Here is a 16436-nt window from a genome sequence, read left to right as displayed (position 1 = left end):
TGTTCCTTCAAGAATCTCAGCAACATATTTTATCTTCAGTTAAAACAATTCTTGATATTTGAATTCAATGAATTCAGATATCATCATGGTGCAACATTAACGGGTAATAAGCATAAAAACTTTCTCTTTATTTTGTATCATTAATTATTAATTGACGTAATGATTGACGTTTAATAACTTCACGTGCTTTTCCATCTTTTAAGAAGAAAACAGGTGGTTTCTGCATTTGATTATAATTAGATGCCATAGAGTAATGATATGCGCCAGTAGATAAAATGGCTAAATAATCGCCACGTTTTACAGAAGAAGGTAGCATAGCCTCTCGAATAATAATATCTCCAGATTCACATAACTTTCCGGCAATGGTTACCGTTTCGTCTGCCTTCTCATGACGATTTACAAGTAATGCTTGATATTTGGCTCCATATAAAGCAGTTCTAATATGATCACTCATACCACCATCAATAGAAACATATTTATTTACTTCAGGAATGTCTTTAATTGTTCCAACTTCATATAAAGTAATACCCGCTTCGCCAACAATTGAACGTCCTGGTTCAATACCAATTTCAGGAACATCGTAGTTTAATTTTTCTGATTCAAATTTAATCGCATCTGTAATTTCAGCAATACCTTCTTCAATAGGGAAGCTTACGTCACCTTCGACATATTTAATACCAAAACCGCCACCTAAGTTAAGTAATTCAACTTGGATATGATGCTCATTAAGCCAATTTAAAACAATTTTAGCTGTTTCAATCATAGCTTCAGTACCCTCAATTTGTGATCCTACATGGAAATGTATTCCTTTTAAATGAAGGTGTTTTGATGCTTTGACTTTTTCAACTGCTTGAATTGCAAGACCATGGCGAATTGAAAGACCAAATTTACTATCTTCTTGACCAGTTTGAATAAATTCATGTGTATGGGCCTCTACTCCAGGATTCACACGAATGACAACATTAACTGTATCACTTGCATAGCGATCGATTAATTCAATTTCTTCTAAAGAATCAATAACAAAGTAGCCAACGCCACTTTCTAAAGCATATTGTATTTCACGTTTCGTTTTATTATTGCCATGGAAGTGGATGCGACTAGGATCAAATTTAGCCTCTAATGCTGTGTAAAGTTCGCCTTCAGATACGACATCTAATTGTAAGTTTTCTTCCTGAACTAACTTTACCATTTGAATACAAGTAAAGGCTTTAGAAGCATATGAAATATTGTATTTTAATCCACTTTTTTGAAAAGCATTATGAAATCGACGCATTTGATTGCGAATTTCATCTTCATCATAAACAATGGTAGGCGTACCAAAACTTTGAGCTAGTGTTTTCAAACTTGTACCCGCCATTGTTAATTCACCGTAATCATTATATTTAACTGACATTTTATCTAAACTCCTTTATAAGAGAATTATGATTCATCGCACTAAGTTGTTCTGAATTAGCGCCAACACCTTTGAATGTGTATTCATCAATGCGTATATCATTATTATATAGTATCACTTCATCTTGTGCATGAACATCATCATCGACTTCAACAAACATATGACTCATCATTAATGCTCGAATAGGGTAACGTTTACCATTAATTAATACTTCGTGTGTTGCACGTTTTTTTAAAATACCATCACCATAGCCAATATCAACAACTGCAAGATGTGTATGATTATGCGTTGCTTCAAATGCAAAACTATAACCACAATAATCCCCTTTATTTACTTCACGAACTTGAATTACATTTCCTTTTACGGTTAAGGCTTGTTCAATCTCATGTTCATCTAATTTGCTATATGGTCTTGAACCATATAAAGCGATACCTACACGTGCATGTGTATGATAGGGAAGAAGTTGTTGTCCTTCGCGATAATAACTTGCACTATTTTGCGCATGGATAAGTTTAAATTGGTATCCTTCATTTAATAATGTATTAACGACGTTTAACCATGCTTCCCGTTCAATCCCATATTCTGGAACATCAAATTCATCTGCATACCCAAAATGCGTCCATAGGCCAACGATATTCATTTCACTTTCATTATCATTTTCATGATGATGAAGTACTTCTTTAATTTCATCAAGATTTTTGAAACCTGAACGATGGAGTAAATTTTCAAATTCTAAGTGAACATTAATATCTTTTAATTCGCTTTTGTACTGATAATAATATTCTAAAGAGGGAAGCGTCATTTGAATATTATTATTTCGAACTGTATCAAAGTCATAAACTGCATTCATTAAAAAGATTGTAGCATGAGGCGCAAGTTTACGAACTCTCACTGCTTCTTTTAAAGAAGTAGTACTAAATGTATTGATACCTGCTTCTAAAAATGTTCTTACTGCAAACTCTAATCCATAATGATAAGCATTATTTTTTACAACTGCCATTATTGATTGATTATTCTTTACTTTAGTTGCATTTCTTAAAAAGATTTTTGAATCAACTGACCAAACTGCTGTCACTTTAATTTACTCCTTTCCATAATATTTCAATATTTGTTCATAGTAATTCGCAACATCAATAAGCACTTTTTCGTCAAAATTTAAATGTGATGTATGTAGGCCTGTGATAAACCCTTTATCTTCATTTCGAGTTCCTACAAATGCAAAGTAAGATGGTGCTAATTGTTGGACATAAAAACTAAAGTCTTCGCCGAATAAAAATGGCAGAGGTTTTTCAATAACTTCTAAATTAGCAGATAGAATAGATTGTTCAACGATATGACGTAGTTTAGGACTATTCATTGTAGCAGGATATCCTTCTTCAAATTTGACTTCACAATCAACATTGAATAATAATTTCACACTTTTTGCAATTTTATTCATTTGATTTTTCACAATATTTAAATCAGTGGCATCATAAGTACGAATAGTTCCTTCTAAATAACCATTACTAGGCACCGTATTAATTGCTTCGCCTGCATTAAAGTGACCCATATGAATAATATTACGTTTTAGTCCATTTAAATGATATTGCTGTATTTGACCAACTTGATTTAAAACATGAATCAGTGCTTCGCCACATGAATGACCTTGCTCTTTATCAGCTACATGACTAGATAATCCTTTTAGGAAAAAACGATATTCAGTAGCACTTGCTGTAATTTCTTCATCTCGTATCACGACTTGTCCTTCGTCAGCGAAAGGATTTACATGAATGCCAAATACTGCTTCAATAGGGTATTGATTAAAAGCTCCCGCTTTAATTAAGCGATTTGCACCTCCGCCTGTTTCTTCAGCTGGTTGGAAGATAAATACGACATTATGAGGTAATTGATGTTGATCAGCCATCGCTTTACATCGTTTAACAAATAACATCAATGCTGTTGTATGACCATCGTGACCACAAGCATGCATCACATTATCTGTTTGACTACGATAATTAACATTATTTTCCTCAAAAATGGGTAGGGCGTCAATGTCTGCACGAAACGCAATGGTATGGTCACTATTACCTTCTAAATATGCAATAGCGCCCGTTTCAAGAGGTTGTTCGTAAGATACATTTAATTCATCTAGAAATCGAGTAATATATTGAGTTGTCTCAAATTCATGAAGACTTAATTCTGGATGTTGATGTAAGTGTCTTCTATGTTGTGTGACAAATTCTAATTCGCTCATCTTAATCAATCCTTTATTCATTTATTATTCAGCTTATGTATTCATTTAATCGTAAAGGCTGAGAACATGTTGTCCCAGCCTTTAGCATTCAATTATTCAAGTTTGTCATTAATCATTTAATTTTCTTAACGCTGCAACGATTTCTCGTTTAGAGTCTTGAACTTCAGATGTTTGTTTAATGACTTTAGCAGGTGTACCAGCTACAACCGCACCAGCAGGAACATCTTGAGTCACGATAGCACCAGCAGCTACAATAGCGCCTTCGCCAACTCTTACACCTTCTAGAATAACTGCGTTTGCACCAATTAATACATTATCTTCGATGACTACTGGAGAAGCACTAGGTGGCTCAATAACACCGGCTAATACTGCACCGGCACCTACATGAACATTTTTACCTGTTGTCGCACGACCACCTAATGTTGCATTCATATCAATCATAGTACCTTCACCTACAACAGCGCCAATATTGATTGTTGCTCCCATCATTACAACGGCACCGTCTTCGATAATAGCTTGTTCACGAATGAATGAACCTGGTTCAATACGTGCATTTGTATTGGTTAAGTCTTTTAAAGGAATAGCAGAATTACGACGGTCCATTTCAATTTCTAAGTCAGTAATATGTGATTGATTAGTTTCATAAAATGTTTTCCAATCATCAGCTTCACAGAATATTACTTTTGAATCATCAGATCCGAATACTTTAAATGTATTAGGAAAAGTGACGTCATTGAATTGTCCATTTACGTATACTTTTAATGGTGTTGATTTTTTAGCTTCACTAATATATTGAATAATTTCTTGTGCAGATAAGTGTTGTACCATAGTTTAGAATCTCCTTAAGTTATTTTATAAGTTGTCAAATGTATAGAAACCATTTGATTTTGTATTTAATTTTTCAGCAGCTGTAATTGCGCCATTTGCAAAAATATCCTTAGATTGTGCTTTATGAGAAATGGTAATTGTTTCATCTGTGCCAGCAAATAAAACATCATGTTCGCCTACAATTGTACCGCCACGAACTGAATGAATACCGACTTCATCTTTTTCACGTTTTTCAGTTCGCTCATGTCGATCGTAAACAGGCGTTACATTTTCACGTAATTCTTTAATAACATCATAAAGTTTGACTAGTGTGCCACTTGGCGCATCCACTTTTTTATTATGATGAGCTTCAGTTAACTCAATATCATAATCTTGTAAAAGGGGAACAGCTGCTTCTAGAATTTTAGTTAATGCATGGATGCCATAACTCATATTTGCACTGAAGAAAACAGGCATACGCTCGCTTAATTGTTCTAATTTTTGAATCAGTTTTTCTTTTTCACCAGTAGTAGCAATCACTAAAGGTAATTCAAAATCTTCATCTAATAAAGGTAATAATAGATTAGGATTAGAGAAGTCGATCGCCACATCGGCTTCATTTTGCGCGTCTGCAATATGATGATAAGCTTTATATGGTGAATGTTGATGGTCTTCTGGCTCAATTGTACCAACAATCTCATGACCTTTTTCTTCTGCTAATCTGGCAACACGTTGATTCATTGTGCCATATCCAATGAGTAAAATTTTCATTTTTATTCCTCCGCTTTAAATGCTTTATAAGCATTCACTAATACATTTGCTTTTTCTTTCTCTAATGGTAATAAAGGTAATCTTAATTCATAATTTCCAAATCCTAAATGACTTGTTAGAGCTTTAATTGGAATAGGGTTGACATCAACTGAAAGGGCTTCTAACAATTGACCAATCGGTTCAAAGTCCTTCTCAATTTCTTTCCCATGTTGTTTTGCATCATAAAGTGCTTGAAATTCTTTCGGAATAACGTTAGCAATGACAGAAATTACGCCATTACCTCCGCGATTATAGAATTCTACGACATTATCATCATTACCACTGTAAAGAGCAAATTCATCTTGATGAATACGTTTTTTCACTTCTTCGTAATAGTTAAAGTCATTTGTAGCATCTTTAATAGCTACAATGTAATCATTATGACTTAATGTTTCGACTGTTTCAGGATCAATTGTCATATTCGTTCTTGAAGGTACATTATATAAAACAACAGGTAACTTAACTTCATTTGCGATGGTTTCAAAATGTTTAATTAAGCCACGTTGGTTCGTTTTATTATAGTAAGGTGTGATTAACATAATACCATCTACACCTAATTCTTTAGCACGTAATGAAGCTTGAATAGATTTGGCTGTATTATTTGTACCAGTTCCAGCGATAACAGCCACTTGATGATTAACTTGTTTAATCACTGCTTGAAGTACTTTTTCTTTCTCTTCTTCAGTTAAAGTAGGGCTCTCTGCTGTAGTACCGTTTACAATAATTGCTTTAACATTATTATCTAGTAAAAATTGAACATGTTGTTCTAATGCTTTATAGTCAACTTCATTATTAGTAAATGGAGTAGCAAGCGCTACACCTACACCTTCAAAAATATGTGCCATATTATCTAGCTCCTTTTAATTTAATGACTTGTTCTAACACTTGAACTGCATTTAAAGCTGCACCTTTAAGTAGGTTATCTGAAGTACACCAAACATGGAAAGTATTATCAAGTGAGTCATCCCGACGAATTCTACCTACAAACACTTCATCTTTACCTGTTGAATTAATAGCTAAAGGATATTCATTATTTTCAGGATTATCTACTAAAACAACACGATTATCGTTTTCAAATAAATCTTTAATTTCTTGGACTGTTGCTTCTTTATCAAGAGTGACATCAATTTCTACGCTATGACTATCTTGAACAGGTACACGTGCACATGTTGCAGTTACACGTAAGTCAGGTTGTCCCAAAATTTTTCGTGTTTCATCAATCATTTTTTGCTCTTCTTTTGTATATCCATCTTCTAAGAAAACATCAATGTGTGGTAAAACATTATTATAAATAGGATGTGGATAAGCTTCTGGAGCTTTACCATTAGCACCTTCAGCTAAATCTCTCTTACCTTTAACTCCTGAACCTGAAACTGCTTGATATGTTGTATAAGCTACACGTTTTAATCCAAAAGCATCGTATAAAACTTTAAGTGGCACGACCGACTGAATGGTTGAGCAGTTAGGATTGGCAATGATACCACGTTTAAATTCTGGTTGGTTAACTTCTGGTACAATTAAATCTACATCGTTTGTCATACGCCATTGACTTGAATTATCAATAACAATTGCTCCAGCTTTTTCAAAAATAGGGGCAAATTGTTTGCTTGTTCCGCCACCTGCACTCATTAGCACGTAATCAAATTTTTCACTTGCTGCTTCTTCTGTAAGTTCTTGAACTATATATGTTTTCCCTTGGAACTCAATTTCTTTACCTGCTGATCTTGCTGATGAGAATAATACTAACTCATCAAATTGAATATGTTTACGATCAATTGTTTCTAGCATTTTTGTTCCGACTAATCCTGTTGCTCCAACTACTGCTAATCTTGTCATAAAGAATCACTCCATTTAAATATTAATTGAATTTTGAATTACTTATTTAAACTTAAGTTTAAATATCAAAAGCATCGTATAGAACTTCAACCGCTTTATTTCCATTTTCTGCATCAATAACATAAGAAATACTAATTTCAGAAGTTGTTGTTTGATAAAATGGAATATTAGAATTAATTAACGTAATAAATGCTTTTGAAGCTACACCAGACATATCACGCATTCCTGAACCAATTAACGAAATTTTGACATATGCTTCATTAATTTTATAATCTAATGCATCAAATGTTGTAGAAAGTTCCTCTAAGATACTTGAAATTTGTTGTGCATCACTATCTTTAATAGAAAAAGATAGTTGTAAACCTTCAACATTTACAATTTGAGAAATCATATCCACATTAACTGAACCTTCATCTAAAGCAGTAAATAATTGAGTTAGAAGGCGATTATCTGGAAGAGGATAACTAATTGTTACATGCATCATATGTGTATCTAATGCAACTCCAGTTACGGCTTTTTTTTCTAATATTTCTGTTCTTGGCATAATCCATGTTCCTTTCACATTTGATAACGTTCTACCTAAATACAAGGGGATGTCATAATTTTTAGCAAGTTCTACACTTCTTGTTTCTAATACACCAGCACCTAAAGCACTCATTTCCATCATTTCTTCATAAGACACATAATCTAAACGTTTCGCTTCACTCAAAATTCTTGGATCAGTAGCATACACGCCTTCAACATCCGTGTAAATTTCACAAGGGACTTGATTACTAGCTGCTAATGCAACAGCAGTCGTATCTGAACCACCACGACCAAGCGTAGTTAACTCTAATTCGTCGTTCACTCCTTGGAAACCTGCTACAACTAAAACATCTTTGTCTTTAAATTCCTTGTTAAATGTTTCAGGATTAATTGCTGCAATTCGACTTTTTAAATGATGACCTACTGTTTTGATACCTGCTTGATATCCAGTCATAGCTCTAGCACTTACGCCAATATCATTTAATACCATCGACAAATAAGAAACTGTTTGTTGTTCACCAGTTGTTAATAATAGAGCAAGTTCTTCATCTTTTGGAGCTGTTGTAAGATGAGACACATTTTCCATTAATTGATCTGTTGTTTTGCCCATAGCACTTACGACAACAATAAGTTGTTCATCGTCATCTACACGGCGTTTAAGCATTTCTGCAATATTTTTTATCTTTGTAAAATCGGCGACAGATGAACCACCGAACTTCAAAACACTTCGTTTCAAGATTTTACCTCCTAGAATTTAGGGGCACACGTCATAAAAAAGAGCAAGTTCGGAATGTGCGAACTTGCTCGTAATTTATATACAAGTGATGCACTCCATTATTAAATAATAATGACAAACTCTCAGCTCTTAACCACAAAGTCCAACGAACGCTTACTGCGGTTGCAATTCGTTTCGGCATCGCACCCTTTCTATATTAGCCGTAGCAGACAGTGTTCTAATATATACTAATGATTGATGCGCCTCATCAATTTCTTATTCAATTACTATGTTTTTAATTATACATAAGCACCTTTTAACTGTAAACAGATTATTGTGATTTTTTGAAATAAACTGAAAATTATTGAAGTAATATTACTATTAAAGAAAACAGATAGTAATAATAAGTAATTTGTATAACTAATAACAATAATTCAAAAATAATAGTATTTTATAAAAAACTGTCGCTAAAGTTCGTTATTTAGCGACAGTTTTATGCATATTCTAAATTTTAAAAATAGAAAATGCTTTATTAACATCCTGTTATTTTATTTTTGTAACACACCAATTTCTTTTAAATATTCTTCATATGGCAGTTCTTTAGATAAACTACCTGGTTGGTTTAAGTCAATTACGCGATTAGCGATTGTGTTAATAAATTCAAAGTCATATGAAGTAAAGATAATTGATCCTTTGAATGAAGCTAATCCATCGTTAACAGCTGTAATGCTTTCTAAATCAAGATGGTTCGTTGGCTCATCGAGTAGTAAAACATTGGCACTTGACAGCATCATTTTACTTAACATACAACGTACTTTCTCTCCACCTGATAATACACTTGCTTTTTTCTTAACTTCTTCACCGCTAAATAGCATACGTCCTAAGAATCCGCGTAAAAATGTTTCAGTTTGTTCATCTTCAGGAGCATATTGACGTAACCATTCAACTAAATTCATATCTACGCCTTCGAAGAAATCAGAATTATCTTTAGGGAAATAGCTTAATGAAGTTGTCACACCCCATTTAAATGAACCTTCATCTGGTTCCATTTCACCAGCAAGTATTTTTAGTAGGGTAGTTTTAGCAATTTCACTATCGCCAATTAAAATAGCTTTATCATTTGGGTTCATAGTAAATGAAATATTATCTAAAACTTTTTCACCATCAATTGTTTTTGAGAGACCATCAACTACTAATAAATCATTACCAATTTCTCTTTCTGGGGTGAATTTCACGTAAGGATAACGTCTTGAAGATGGTTGAATATCATCAAGCTCAATTTTTTCTAATTGCTTTTTACGACTTGTTGCTTGTTTTGATTTTGACGCATTTGCAGAGAAACGAGCAATGAAGTCTTGTAATTCTTTAATTTTTTCTTCTTTTTTCTTGTTTTGTTCTTGAGCCATTTTTTGAGCAAGTTGGCTTGATTGATACCAAAAATCGTAGTTACCAACATAGACTTTGATTTTACCAAAATCTAAATCTGCAATATGTGTACATACATTATTTAAGAAATGACGATCATGAGATACTACAATGACAGTATTTTCAAAATTAATTAAGAAATCTTCTAACCAACTAATGGCAGGGATATCAAGACCATTGGTAGGCTCATCGAGTAATAAAACATCTGGATCACCAAATAAACTTTGTGCCAATAATACTTTTACTTTTTGATTATTTTCTAACTCTGACATTTGCTTGTCATGTAAATCTGGGGTAATACCAAGTCCTGATAGTAGGGAAGCTGCATCTGCCTCGGCATTCCATCCATTCATTTCAGCAAACTCACCTTCTAATTCAGCTGCACGAATGCCATCTTCATCACTGAAGTCAGGTTTCATATAAATTTCGTCTTTTTCTTTCATCACTTCAAATAGACGTTCATGACCTTTTATAACTACATCTAATACACGTTCATCTTCATAAGCAAAGTGATCTTGTTTTAATACTGCTAAACGTTCATCTTTTCCAAGAGAAACATGACCTGTTTGTGAATCAATTTCTCCAGATAAGATTTTTAAGAAAGTAGATTTACCTGCGCCATTCGCACCGATAAGTCCATAACAATTACCTTCAGTAAATTTAATATTTACATCTTCAAATAGTTTACGATCACCAAAACGTAAACTTACATCCGTAACTTGTAACATTCATTTACTCCTTTATTCATCGTTTATCTAACGCAAAAAATTATATCATATAATGTTCCTATATTCGACCTTATATCATTTATGTCAATGATACTTTACAAAACTCATGTTATAATACTTAGAAATACACTGCTTAAAGGAGACAACTATGGCATTAGACAAAGATATCGTTGGTTCAATTGAATTTCTAGAAGTGCTTGGATTGGAAGGCTCTACTTATTTATTAAAAGGACCAAATGGTGAAAAAGTGAAGTTAAATCAGTCAGAAATCAATGAGGAAGATGAATTCGAAATTGGCGAAGAATATAGTTTCTTCATTTATCCAAACCGTTCAGGTGAATTATTTGCTACTCAAAATATGCCTGACATCACAAAAGATAAATATGATTTTGCAAAAGTGTTAAAAACAGATAGAGATGGTGCAAGAGTAGATGTTGGTTTACCAAGAGAGGTGCTTATTCCATGGGAAGATTTACCTAAAGTTAAATCATTATGGCCTCAATTAGGAGATTATGTATTAGTCACATTAAGAATCGATAAAGATTATCAAATGTTCGCACGTTTAGCTAGTGAAACAATTGTGGAAAAAATGTTTACACCTGTATTTAATGATGATATGCAAAATCAAGTATTAAAAGCAAGACCTTATCGTTTATTACGTATCGGTACTTTTTTATTAACTGAGGATGGTTACAAAGTGTTTGTACATGAGTCTGAACGTAAACATGAGCCAAGACTAGGCGAAGCTGTAGAAGTACGTATTATCGGGCATAATGAAAAAGGTGAATTGAATGGTTCATTCTTACCACTCGCACATGAACGTTTAGATGAGGATGGTCAAGTTATCTTTGATTTGTTAGTAGAGTATGATGGTGAACTTCCATTTTGGGATAAATCCAGTCCGGAAGCAATTAAAGAAGTATTCAACATGAGTAAAGGTTCATTTAAACGTGCAATTGGTCATTTATATAAAAGAAAAATTATAAATATTGAAACCGGAAAAATCACATTAACTAAAAAAGGTAAAAGTCTTATTCAAGAATAATGAGTTCATGAAAAACGAGTTTCTACTATATTATATAGATAGTTCAAAACCATTGAAAGGTAACACTTTCAGTGGTTTTTTTATGGATTTTATTTATATAAAACATAAGTTTTTTTATAAATTAACAAAATATTTACAATTACTCTATTTTATATTAACAAAAGGTATGTAATATAAGCATTGTAAGAAATACATATAACATTTTGGGTTATCTATAATTAGGAGGATGTTTTAATGAAGAAATGGCAATTAGTTGGTACAACTGTTTTAGGTGCTACTGTTCTTTTAGGCGCATGTGGCGGTGGAAATAGTGGTGGCAGTGGTTCAGGAGATGGAAAAGATCTTGAAGGTTCTGCAAAAGGTGAAGGTTCATCTACTGTTGCTCCAATCGTTGAAAAATTAAATGAAAAATGGGCTAAAGATCATCCAAGCGCAACTATTTCATCTGGTCAAGCAGGTACTGGTGCTGGTTTTGAAAAATTCATCGCTGGTGAAACAGACTTCTCACAAGCTTCTAGACCTATCAAAGATGAAGAAAAACAAAAATTAGAAGACAAAAACATTAAATATAAAGAATTTAAAATTGCACAAGATGGTGTAACTGTTGCTGTTAATAAAGATAATGACTTTGTAAAAGAATTATCTAAAGATCAACTGAAAAAAATCTACAGTGGCGAAGCTAAAACTTGGAAAGATGTAGATTCTAGCTGGCCTAACAAAGAAATCAAAGCTTTCTCTCCAAACTCAAGTCATGGTACTTATGACTTCTGGGAAGAAGAAGTTATGGATAAACAAGATATCAAAGCTCAAAAAAATGGAGATACTAACGTTATCGTTCAATCAGTTGAGAAAAACAAAGAAAGTATTGGTTACTTCGGTTATAACTTCTATAAACAAAATAAAGATAAATTAAAAGAAGTTAAAATTAAAGGTGACGATGGTAAATCTGTAGAACCTACTAAAAAGACTATCCAAGATGGTTCTTATCCTTTAAGTAGACCATTATTCTTATATGTTAAAGAAAAATCATTAGAAGATAATGATGTTATGAGAGAATTCTTGAAATTCACTTTAGATGACAAAGGTAAATCAGCTGAAGATGCTGGATACGTTGCTTCCCCAAGCAAAGTTTATAAAGATGGAATTAAAGAATTAGATAAATACAAAAAAGATTCTGACAAATAATAATCATTATTAATATAAAGGGCTGGGAATTAACAACTCATGTAACAATTACATGAGTTGTTCAGGACATATACATGGGTGATTGTTAAAGTGCTTTAAATTAATTTGAACTCATTCGTTACCTGATAATTTCCTGCTCTTTTTTTAAAATCTATTGGGAGAAATAAAAAGAGAGGGTTATATATGGCTTCTAACACTAATGTTAGAGAGATGATAGCTAAAAATAACGCTAAAAAAGGCGGTTTTTCTGATAAAATCGTGCCAATTATTTTAGGGATTATTGCTGCCATCTCTATTTTAACAACTATCGGTATATTATTTACGTTAATTACTGAAACAATCACATTCTTTACACGTGTTTCAATTACTGATTTTCTTTTTACTAAAGATTGGAACCCTACAAGTTCAGATCCTAAATATGGTATTTGGGCATTAATTCTTGGTACTTTAAAAATCACTTTCATTGGTACTTTAGTGGCTGTTCCTATCGGATTAGGCGCTGCAATTTACTTGAGTGAATATGCAAGCGATAAAGCAAGACGTATTATTAAGCCTATTCTTGAAATCTTAGCTGGTATTCCAACTATCGTATTCGGTTTCTTTGCTTTAACTTTTGTAACACCTTTGTTAAGAACATTTATACCTCAACTCGATAGTTTTAACTCTATCAGTCCTGGCATCGTGGTTGGAATAATGATTGTTCCAATTATTACAAGTATGAGTGAAGATGCAATGGCTTCTGTACCTAATAAAATGCGTGAAGGTGCTTTTGGTTTAGGTTCAACTAAATTTGAAGTTGCAACTAAAGTCGTATTACCAGCTGCCGCTTCCGGTGTAGTTGCTTCAATTGTACTTGGTATTTCTCGTGCTATTGGCGAAACAATGATCGTATCATTAGCTGCAGGTAGTTCACCGACATCATCTTTAACATTAACAAGCTCTATTCAAACAATGACAGGTTATATTGTTGAAATCGCTACAGGTGATGCGACATTTGGTTCAGATATTTACTATAGTATTTATGCAGTTGGTTTCACATTGTTCATCTTCACATTAATTATGAACTTAATTTCATACTGGATTTCTAAGCGTTATAGAGAGGAGTATTAATATGACAGCAACGACTGATCCAAGAGCTAAAGGTTTAGTTGACAAAAATAAAGTCGAAAAAAACCTATCTAGTCGCGATAAAAAAAATAGTCTTAATAAATGGCTATTCTTTGCATGTATCGTATTTGCTTTAATCGTTCTTGCAGCACTACTGATTCAAACACTTGTAAAAGGTGTAGGACATTTAACACCTGAATTCTTTACAAGTTTCTCATCTTCAACACCATCACAAGCTGGGATTAAAGGCGCATTAGCTGGTACATTATGGTTAATGATTACTATTATCCCAATTTCTATTATCTTAGGCGTTGGTACAGCTATTTATCTTGAAGAATACGCACGCGATAATATGTTTACAAGTTTCGTTAAAATTTGTATTTCTAACTTAGCTGGTGTGCCTTCAATTGTATTTGGTTTATTAGGTTTAACATTATTTGTACGTGGCGCTGGTATTGAATCATTATCTTTAGGAAATACTGTTATCGCTGCTGCTTTAACAATGTCATTACTTATCTTACCGATTATTATCGTTTCAAGCCAGGAAGCGATTCGTGCCGTACCTAATTCTGTAAGAGAAGCATCTTATGGTCTAGGTGGAAATAAATGGCAAACAATTAGAAAAGTGGTTTTACCCGCTGCTTTACCTGGTATTTTAACGGGATTTATTTTATCACTTTCACGTGCATTAGGTGAAACAGCACCATTAATCTTAATCGGTATTCCAACTATTTTCTTAGCAGTACCATCTGGTTTATTCTCAATGTTTACTGCTTTACCAACTCAAATTTATACTTGGGCTAAAATGCCACAAGCTGAATTCCAAAACGTGGCTTCAGCAGGTATTATCGTATTACTTGTTATCTTATTATTAATGAACGGTTTAGCAATTTTCTTACGTAATAAATTTTCTAGAAAATATTAAGCATTTTATTATAAAAGTTATTTGGGATAGAGAGAAAGGTTTCTGCTTTCTCTCTTAAAATAAAAGGAGTTTTATATATGGTAAAAATCAATGTAGATGAAAAGAAAAAGAACGTTGAACAACATACAAATGATGTTGTTGATCAACACTCAAATCACACTCATCCAACAAACGACACACAACAACATAACGACAATCAGTCGCAAAAGACAACAATTGTAACAACTAATAGCGAAAATAAAAAAGATATTAAACCTGACAGTGAAAGAAAAGTAGTTTATTCAACTCAAAATTTAGATTTATGGTATGGTGAAAATCATGCTTTACAAAACATCAATTTAGATATCTTAGAAAATAACGTCACTGCTATTATTGGTCCCTCTGGTTGTGGTAAATCAACGTATATTAAAACATTAAATCGTATGGTTGAATTGGTACCATCAGTTAAAACTGCTGGTAAAATTTTATACAGAGGACAAAATATTTTTGATAACAACTATTCAAAAGAAAAATTAAGAACGAATGTAGGAATGGTATTCCAACAACCCAATCCATTTCCTAAATCAATTTATGATAACATTACTTATGGTCCAAAAATTCATGGTATTAAAGATAAAAAATTACTTGACGAAATTGTTGAAAAGTCATTACGTGGTGCTGCAATTTGGGATGAATTAAAAGACAGATTACATACAAATGCGTATGGATTATCAGGGGGACAACAACAACGTGTTTGTATTGCTAGATGTTTAGCAATTGAACCAGATGTTATTTTAATGGATGAACCTACGTCTGCTTTAGATCCTATCTCTACTTTAAGAGTTGAAGAACTTGTTCAAGAATTAAAAGAAAATTATTCTATCATTATGGTTACACACAACATGCAACAAGCTGCACGTGTTTCTGATAAAACAGCATTCTTCCTTAATGGTTATGTAAATGAATATGACGATACTGATAAAATCTTCTCTAATCCTTCAGACAAACAAACAGAAGATTATATTTCTGGTCGTTTTGGTTAATGCTTAATGAAAATTATTAGACAAAAATATGAAGGCCAATTGGAGGATTTAATTAAAGAACTTCGTCGTCTTGGCCTTCGTGTTTATTCAAATGTTAACAATGCTATTGAATCATTAAGTGAAGATGATAGAAACTTTGCTAGACATGTCATTGAAAAAGATAAAGAAATTAACAAATTTGATTATGACATTAACGAACAAGTAATCATGTTAATTACGAAACAACAACCAATTGCTACTGATTTAAGAATGATGATGGCAGCTTTAAAAATTTCTACTGATTTTGAAAGAATGGGGGATAATGCTGCAAATATCGCCCATATTCGACTAAGAGTAAAAATTACAGATCATTATGTCTTAACACGTTTAAAAACAATGGGTAAACTTGCATTATTAATGTTAGAAGACTTAAATACTGCTGTTAAAAGTGAAGATTTAACATTGATTAAAGAAATTATCGAACGTGATAAAGATATTGACGATTTATACGTGAATATTGTTAACACAACTTATCTAATTGATAATGATCCATTTGTAGCTGGTCAAGCTCATCTAGCTGCACGTAACTTAGAAAGAGTAGGGGATCATGTAAGAAATATAGCAGAAAGTATTTATTATTACTTTACTGGTGAACATTTTGATAAATATGATCGTTAAACTACTTTATGGTTGATAGTTTT

At 32.7% G+C, this 16436-nt stretch carries 15 protein-coding genes and 1 riboswitch; of the genes, 6 read left to right on the top strand and 9 right to left on the bottom strand.

The annotated features are described in order from the left end of the window. Nucleotides 1-127: 127 nt before the first annotated feature. From lysA to HMPREF3046_RS07520, 9 genes are all read right to left on the bottom strand, one after another. The gene (lysA, locus tag HMPREF3046_RS07560; protein WP_070718249.1) at nt 128-1393 is read right to left on the bottom strand and encodes a diaminopimelate decarboxylase; all 1266 of its coding nucleotides are present in this window, start codon (nt 1391-1393) and stop codon (nt 128-130) included. A 1-nt stretch (nt 1394) separates the two neighbouring features. Continuing rightward, the gene (locus HMPREF3046_RS07555; protein WP_070718246.1) at nt 1395-2468 is read right to left on the bottom strand and encodes an alanine racemase; all 1074 of its coding nucleotides are present in this window, start codon (nt 2466-2468) and stop codon (nt 1395-1397) included. 6 nt (nt 2469-2474) lie between these two features. After that, nucleotides 2475-3626, bottom strand: coding sequence for an amidohydrolase (locus HMPREF3046_RS07550; protein ID WP_070718244.1), 1152 nt, complete (start codon nt 3624-3626; stop codon nt 2475-2477). Between the two features lie 108 nt (nt 3627-3734). Then, on the bottom strand, nt 3735-4454 hold the full coding sequence (gene dapD / locus HMPREF3046_RS07545) for a 2,3,4,5-tetrahydropyridine-2,6-dicarboxylate N-acetyltransferase (RefSeq protein ID WP_070718240.1): 720 nt from the start codon (nt 4452-4454) through the stop codon (nt 3735-3737). Nucleotides 4455-4478: 24 nt separating this feature from the next. Continuing rightward, complete coding sequence (gene dapB / locus HMPREF3046_RS07540) at nt 4479-5204, bottom strand: 4-hydroxy-tetrahydrodipicolinate reductase (protein WP_070718238.1); 726 nt, start codon at nt 5202-5204, stop codon at nt 4479-4481. Nucleotides 5205-5206: 2 nt separating this feature from the next. Beyond that, the gene (dapA, locus tag HMPREF3046_RS07535) at nt 5207-6088 is read right to left on the bottom strand and encodes a 4-hydroxy-tetrahydrodipicolinate synthase (protein ID WP_070718235.1); all 882 of its coding nucleotides are present in this window, start codon (nt 6086-6088) and stop codon (nt 5207-5209) included. Between the two features lies 1 nt (nt 6089). Beyond that, complete coding sequence (locus HMPREF3046_RS07530) at nt 6090-7079, bottom strand: aspartate-semialdehyde dehydrogenase (RefSeq protein ID WP_070718232.1); 990 nt, start codon at nt 7077-7079, stop codon at nt 6090-6092. A 58-nt stretch (nt 7080-7137) separates the two neighbouring features. Then, nucleotides 7138-8343, bottom strand: a complete 1206-nt coding sequence (locus HMPREF3046_RS07525) for an aspartate kinase (RefSeq protein WP_176746079.1) — start codon at nt 8341-8343, stop codon at nt 7138-7140. 77 nt (nt 8344-8420) lie between these two features. Beyond that, nucleotides 8421-8596: riboswitch (Lysine riboswitch) on the bottom strand. A 271-nt stretch (nt 8597-8867) separates the two neighbouring features. After that, nucleotides 8868-10472 (bottom strand): ABC-F family ATP-binding cassette domain-containing protein, encoded by a 1605-nt coding sequence (locus tag HMPREF3046_RS07520; protein ID WP_070718225.1) that lies wholly within the window; start codon nt 10470-10472, stop codon nt 8868-8870. A 148-nt stretch (nt 10473-10620) separates the two neighbouring features. Between HMPREF3046_RS07520 and cvfB the strand changes: the two genes are divergently transcribed. The 6 genes from cvfB to phoU all read left to right on the top strand — a co-directional run bounded on the left by cvfB (nt 10621) and on the right by phoU (nt 16413). Continuing rightward, nucleotides 10621-11517: an RNA-binding virulence regulatory protein CvfB gene (gene cvfB, locus HMPREF3046_RS07515; protein WP_070718222.1), complete on the top strand. Its 897-nt coding sequence runs from the start codon at nt 10621-10623 to the stop codon at nt 11515-11517. A gap of 234 nt (nt 11518-11751) precedes the next feature. Continuing rightward, on the top strand, nt 11752-12702 hold the full coding sequence (locus tag HMPREF3046_RS07510; RefSeq protein ID WP_070718220.1) for a PstS family phosphate ABC transporter substrate-binding protein: 951 nt from the start codon (nt 11752-11754) through the stop codon (nt 12700-12702). A gap of 183 nt (nt 12703-12885) precedes the next feature. Further along, a complete protein-coding gene (gene pstC / locus HMPREF3046_RS07505) occupies nt 12886-13812 on the top strand; it encodes a phosphate ABC transporter permease subunit PstC (protein WP_070718217.1) in 927 nt (308 codons plus the stop codon). Between the two features lies 1 nt (nt 13813). Beyond that, complete coding sequence (gene pstA, locus HMPREF3046_RS07500; RefSeq protein WP_002449903.1) at nt 13814-14734, top strand: phosphate ABC transporter permease PstA; 921 nt, start codon at nt 13814-13816, stop codon at nt 14732-14734. Nucleotides 14735-14811: 77 nt separating this feature from the next. Continuing rightward, nucleotides 14812-15756 (top strand): phosphate ABC transporter ATP-binding protein PstB, encoded by a 945-nt coding sequence (pstB, locus tag HMPREF3046_RS07495; RefSeq protein ID WP_070718214.1) that lies wholly within the window; start codon nt 14812-14814, stop codon nt 15754-15756. 6 nt (nt 15757-15762) lie between these two features. Further along, a complete protein-coding gene (gene phoU / locus HMPREF3046_RS07490) occupies nt 15763-16413 on the top strand; it encodes a phosphate signaling complex protein PhoU (RefSeq protein WP_070718211.1) in 651 nt (216 codons plus the stop codon). Nucleotides 16414-16436 lie beyond the last annotated feature (23 nt).

Source organism: Staphylococcus sp. HMSC070D05 (assembly GCF_001815595.1).
GTDB classification, from domain to species: domain Bacteria; phylum Bacillota; class Bacilli; order Staphylococcales; family Staphylococcaceae; genus Staphylococcus; species Staphylococcus hominis.
The sequence above is the reverse complement of the archived record's forward strand: the minus strand, read 5'-3'. Positions and strand labels throughout refer to the sequence as shown.

Coding starts and splice junctions, on each gene's coding strand:
- pstB (WP_070718214.1), top strand. CDS start 14,812: ATGGTAAAAATCAATGTAGATGAAAAGAAAAAGAACGTTGAACAACAT.
- HMPREF3046_RS07530 (WP_070718232.1), bottom strand. CDS start 7,079: ATGACAAGATTAGCAGTAGTTGGAGCAACAGGATTAGTCGGAACAAAA.
- cvfB (WP_070718222.1), top strand. CDS start 10,621: ATGGCATTAGACAAAGATATCGTTGGTTCAATTGAATTTCTAGAAGTG.
- dapA (WP_070718235.1), bottom strand. CDS start 6,088: ATGGCACATATTTTTGAAGGTGTAGGTGTAGCGCTTGCTACTCCATTT.
- HMPREF3046_RS07510 (WP_070718220.1), top strand. CDS start 11,752: ATGAAGAAATGGCAATTAGTTGGTACAACTGTTTTAGGTGCTACTGTT.
- HMPREF3046_RS07550 (WP_070718244.1), bottom strand. CDS start 3,626: ATGAGCGAATTAGAATTTGTCACACAACATAGAAGACACTTACATCAA.
- lysA (WP_070718249.1), bottom strand. CDS start 1,393: ATGTCAGTTAAATATAATGATTACGGTGAATTAACAATGGCGGGTACA.
- phoU (WP_070718211.1), top strand. CDS start 15,763: ATGAAAATTATTAGACAAAAATATGAAGGCCAATTGGAGGATTTAATT.
- pstA (WP_002449903.1), top strand. CDS start 13,814: ATGACAGCAACGACTGATCCAAGAGCTAAAGGTTTAGTTGACAAAAAT.
- pstC (WP_070718217.1), top strand. CDS start 12,886: ATGGCTTCTAACACTAATGTTAGAGAGATGATAGCTAAAAATAACGCT.
- dapB (WP_070718238.1), bottom strand. CDS start 5,204: ATGAAAATTTTACTCATTGGATATGGCACAATGAATCAACGTGTTGCC.
- HMPREF3046_RS07520 (WP_070718225.1), bottom strand. CDS start 10,472: ATGTTACAAGTTACGGATGTAAGTTTACGTTTTGGTGATCGTAAACTA.
- dapD (WP_070718240.1), bottom strand. CDS start 4,454: ATGGTACAACACTTATCTGCACAAGAAATTATTCAATATATTAGTGAA.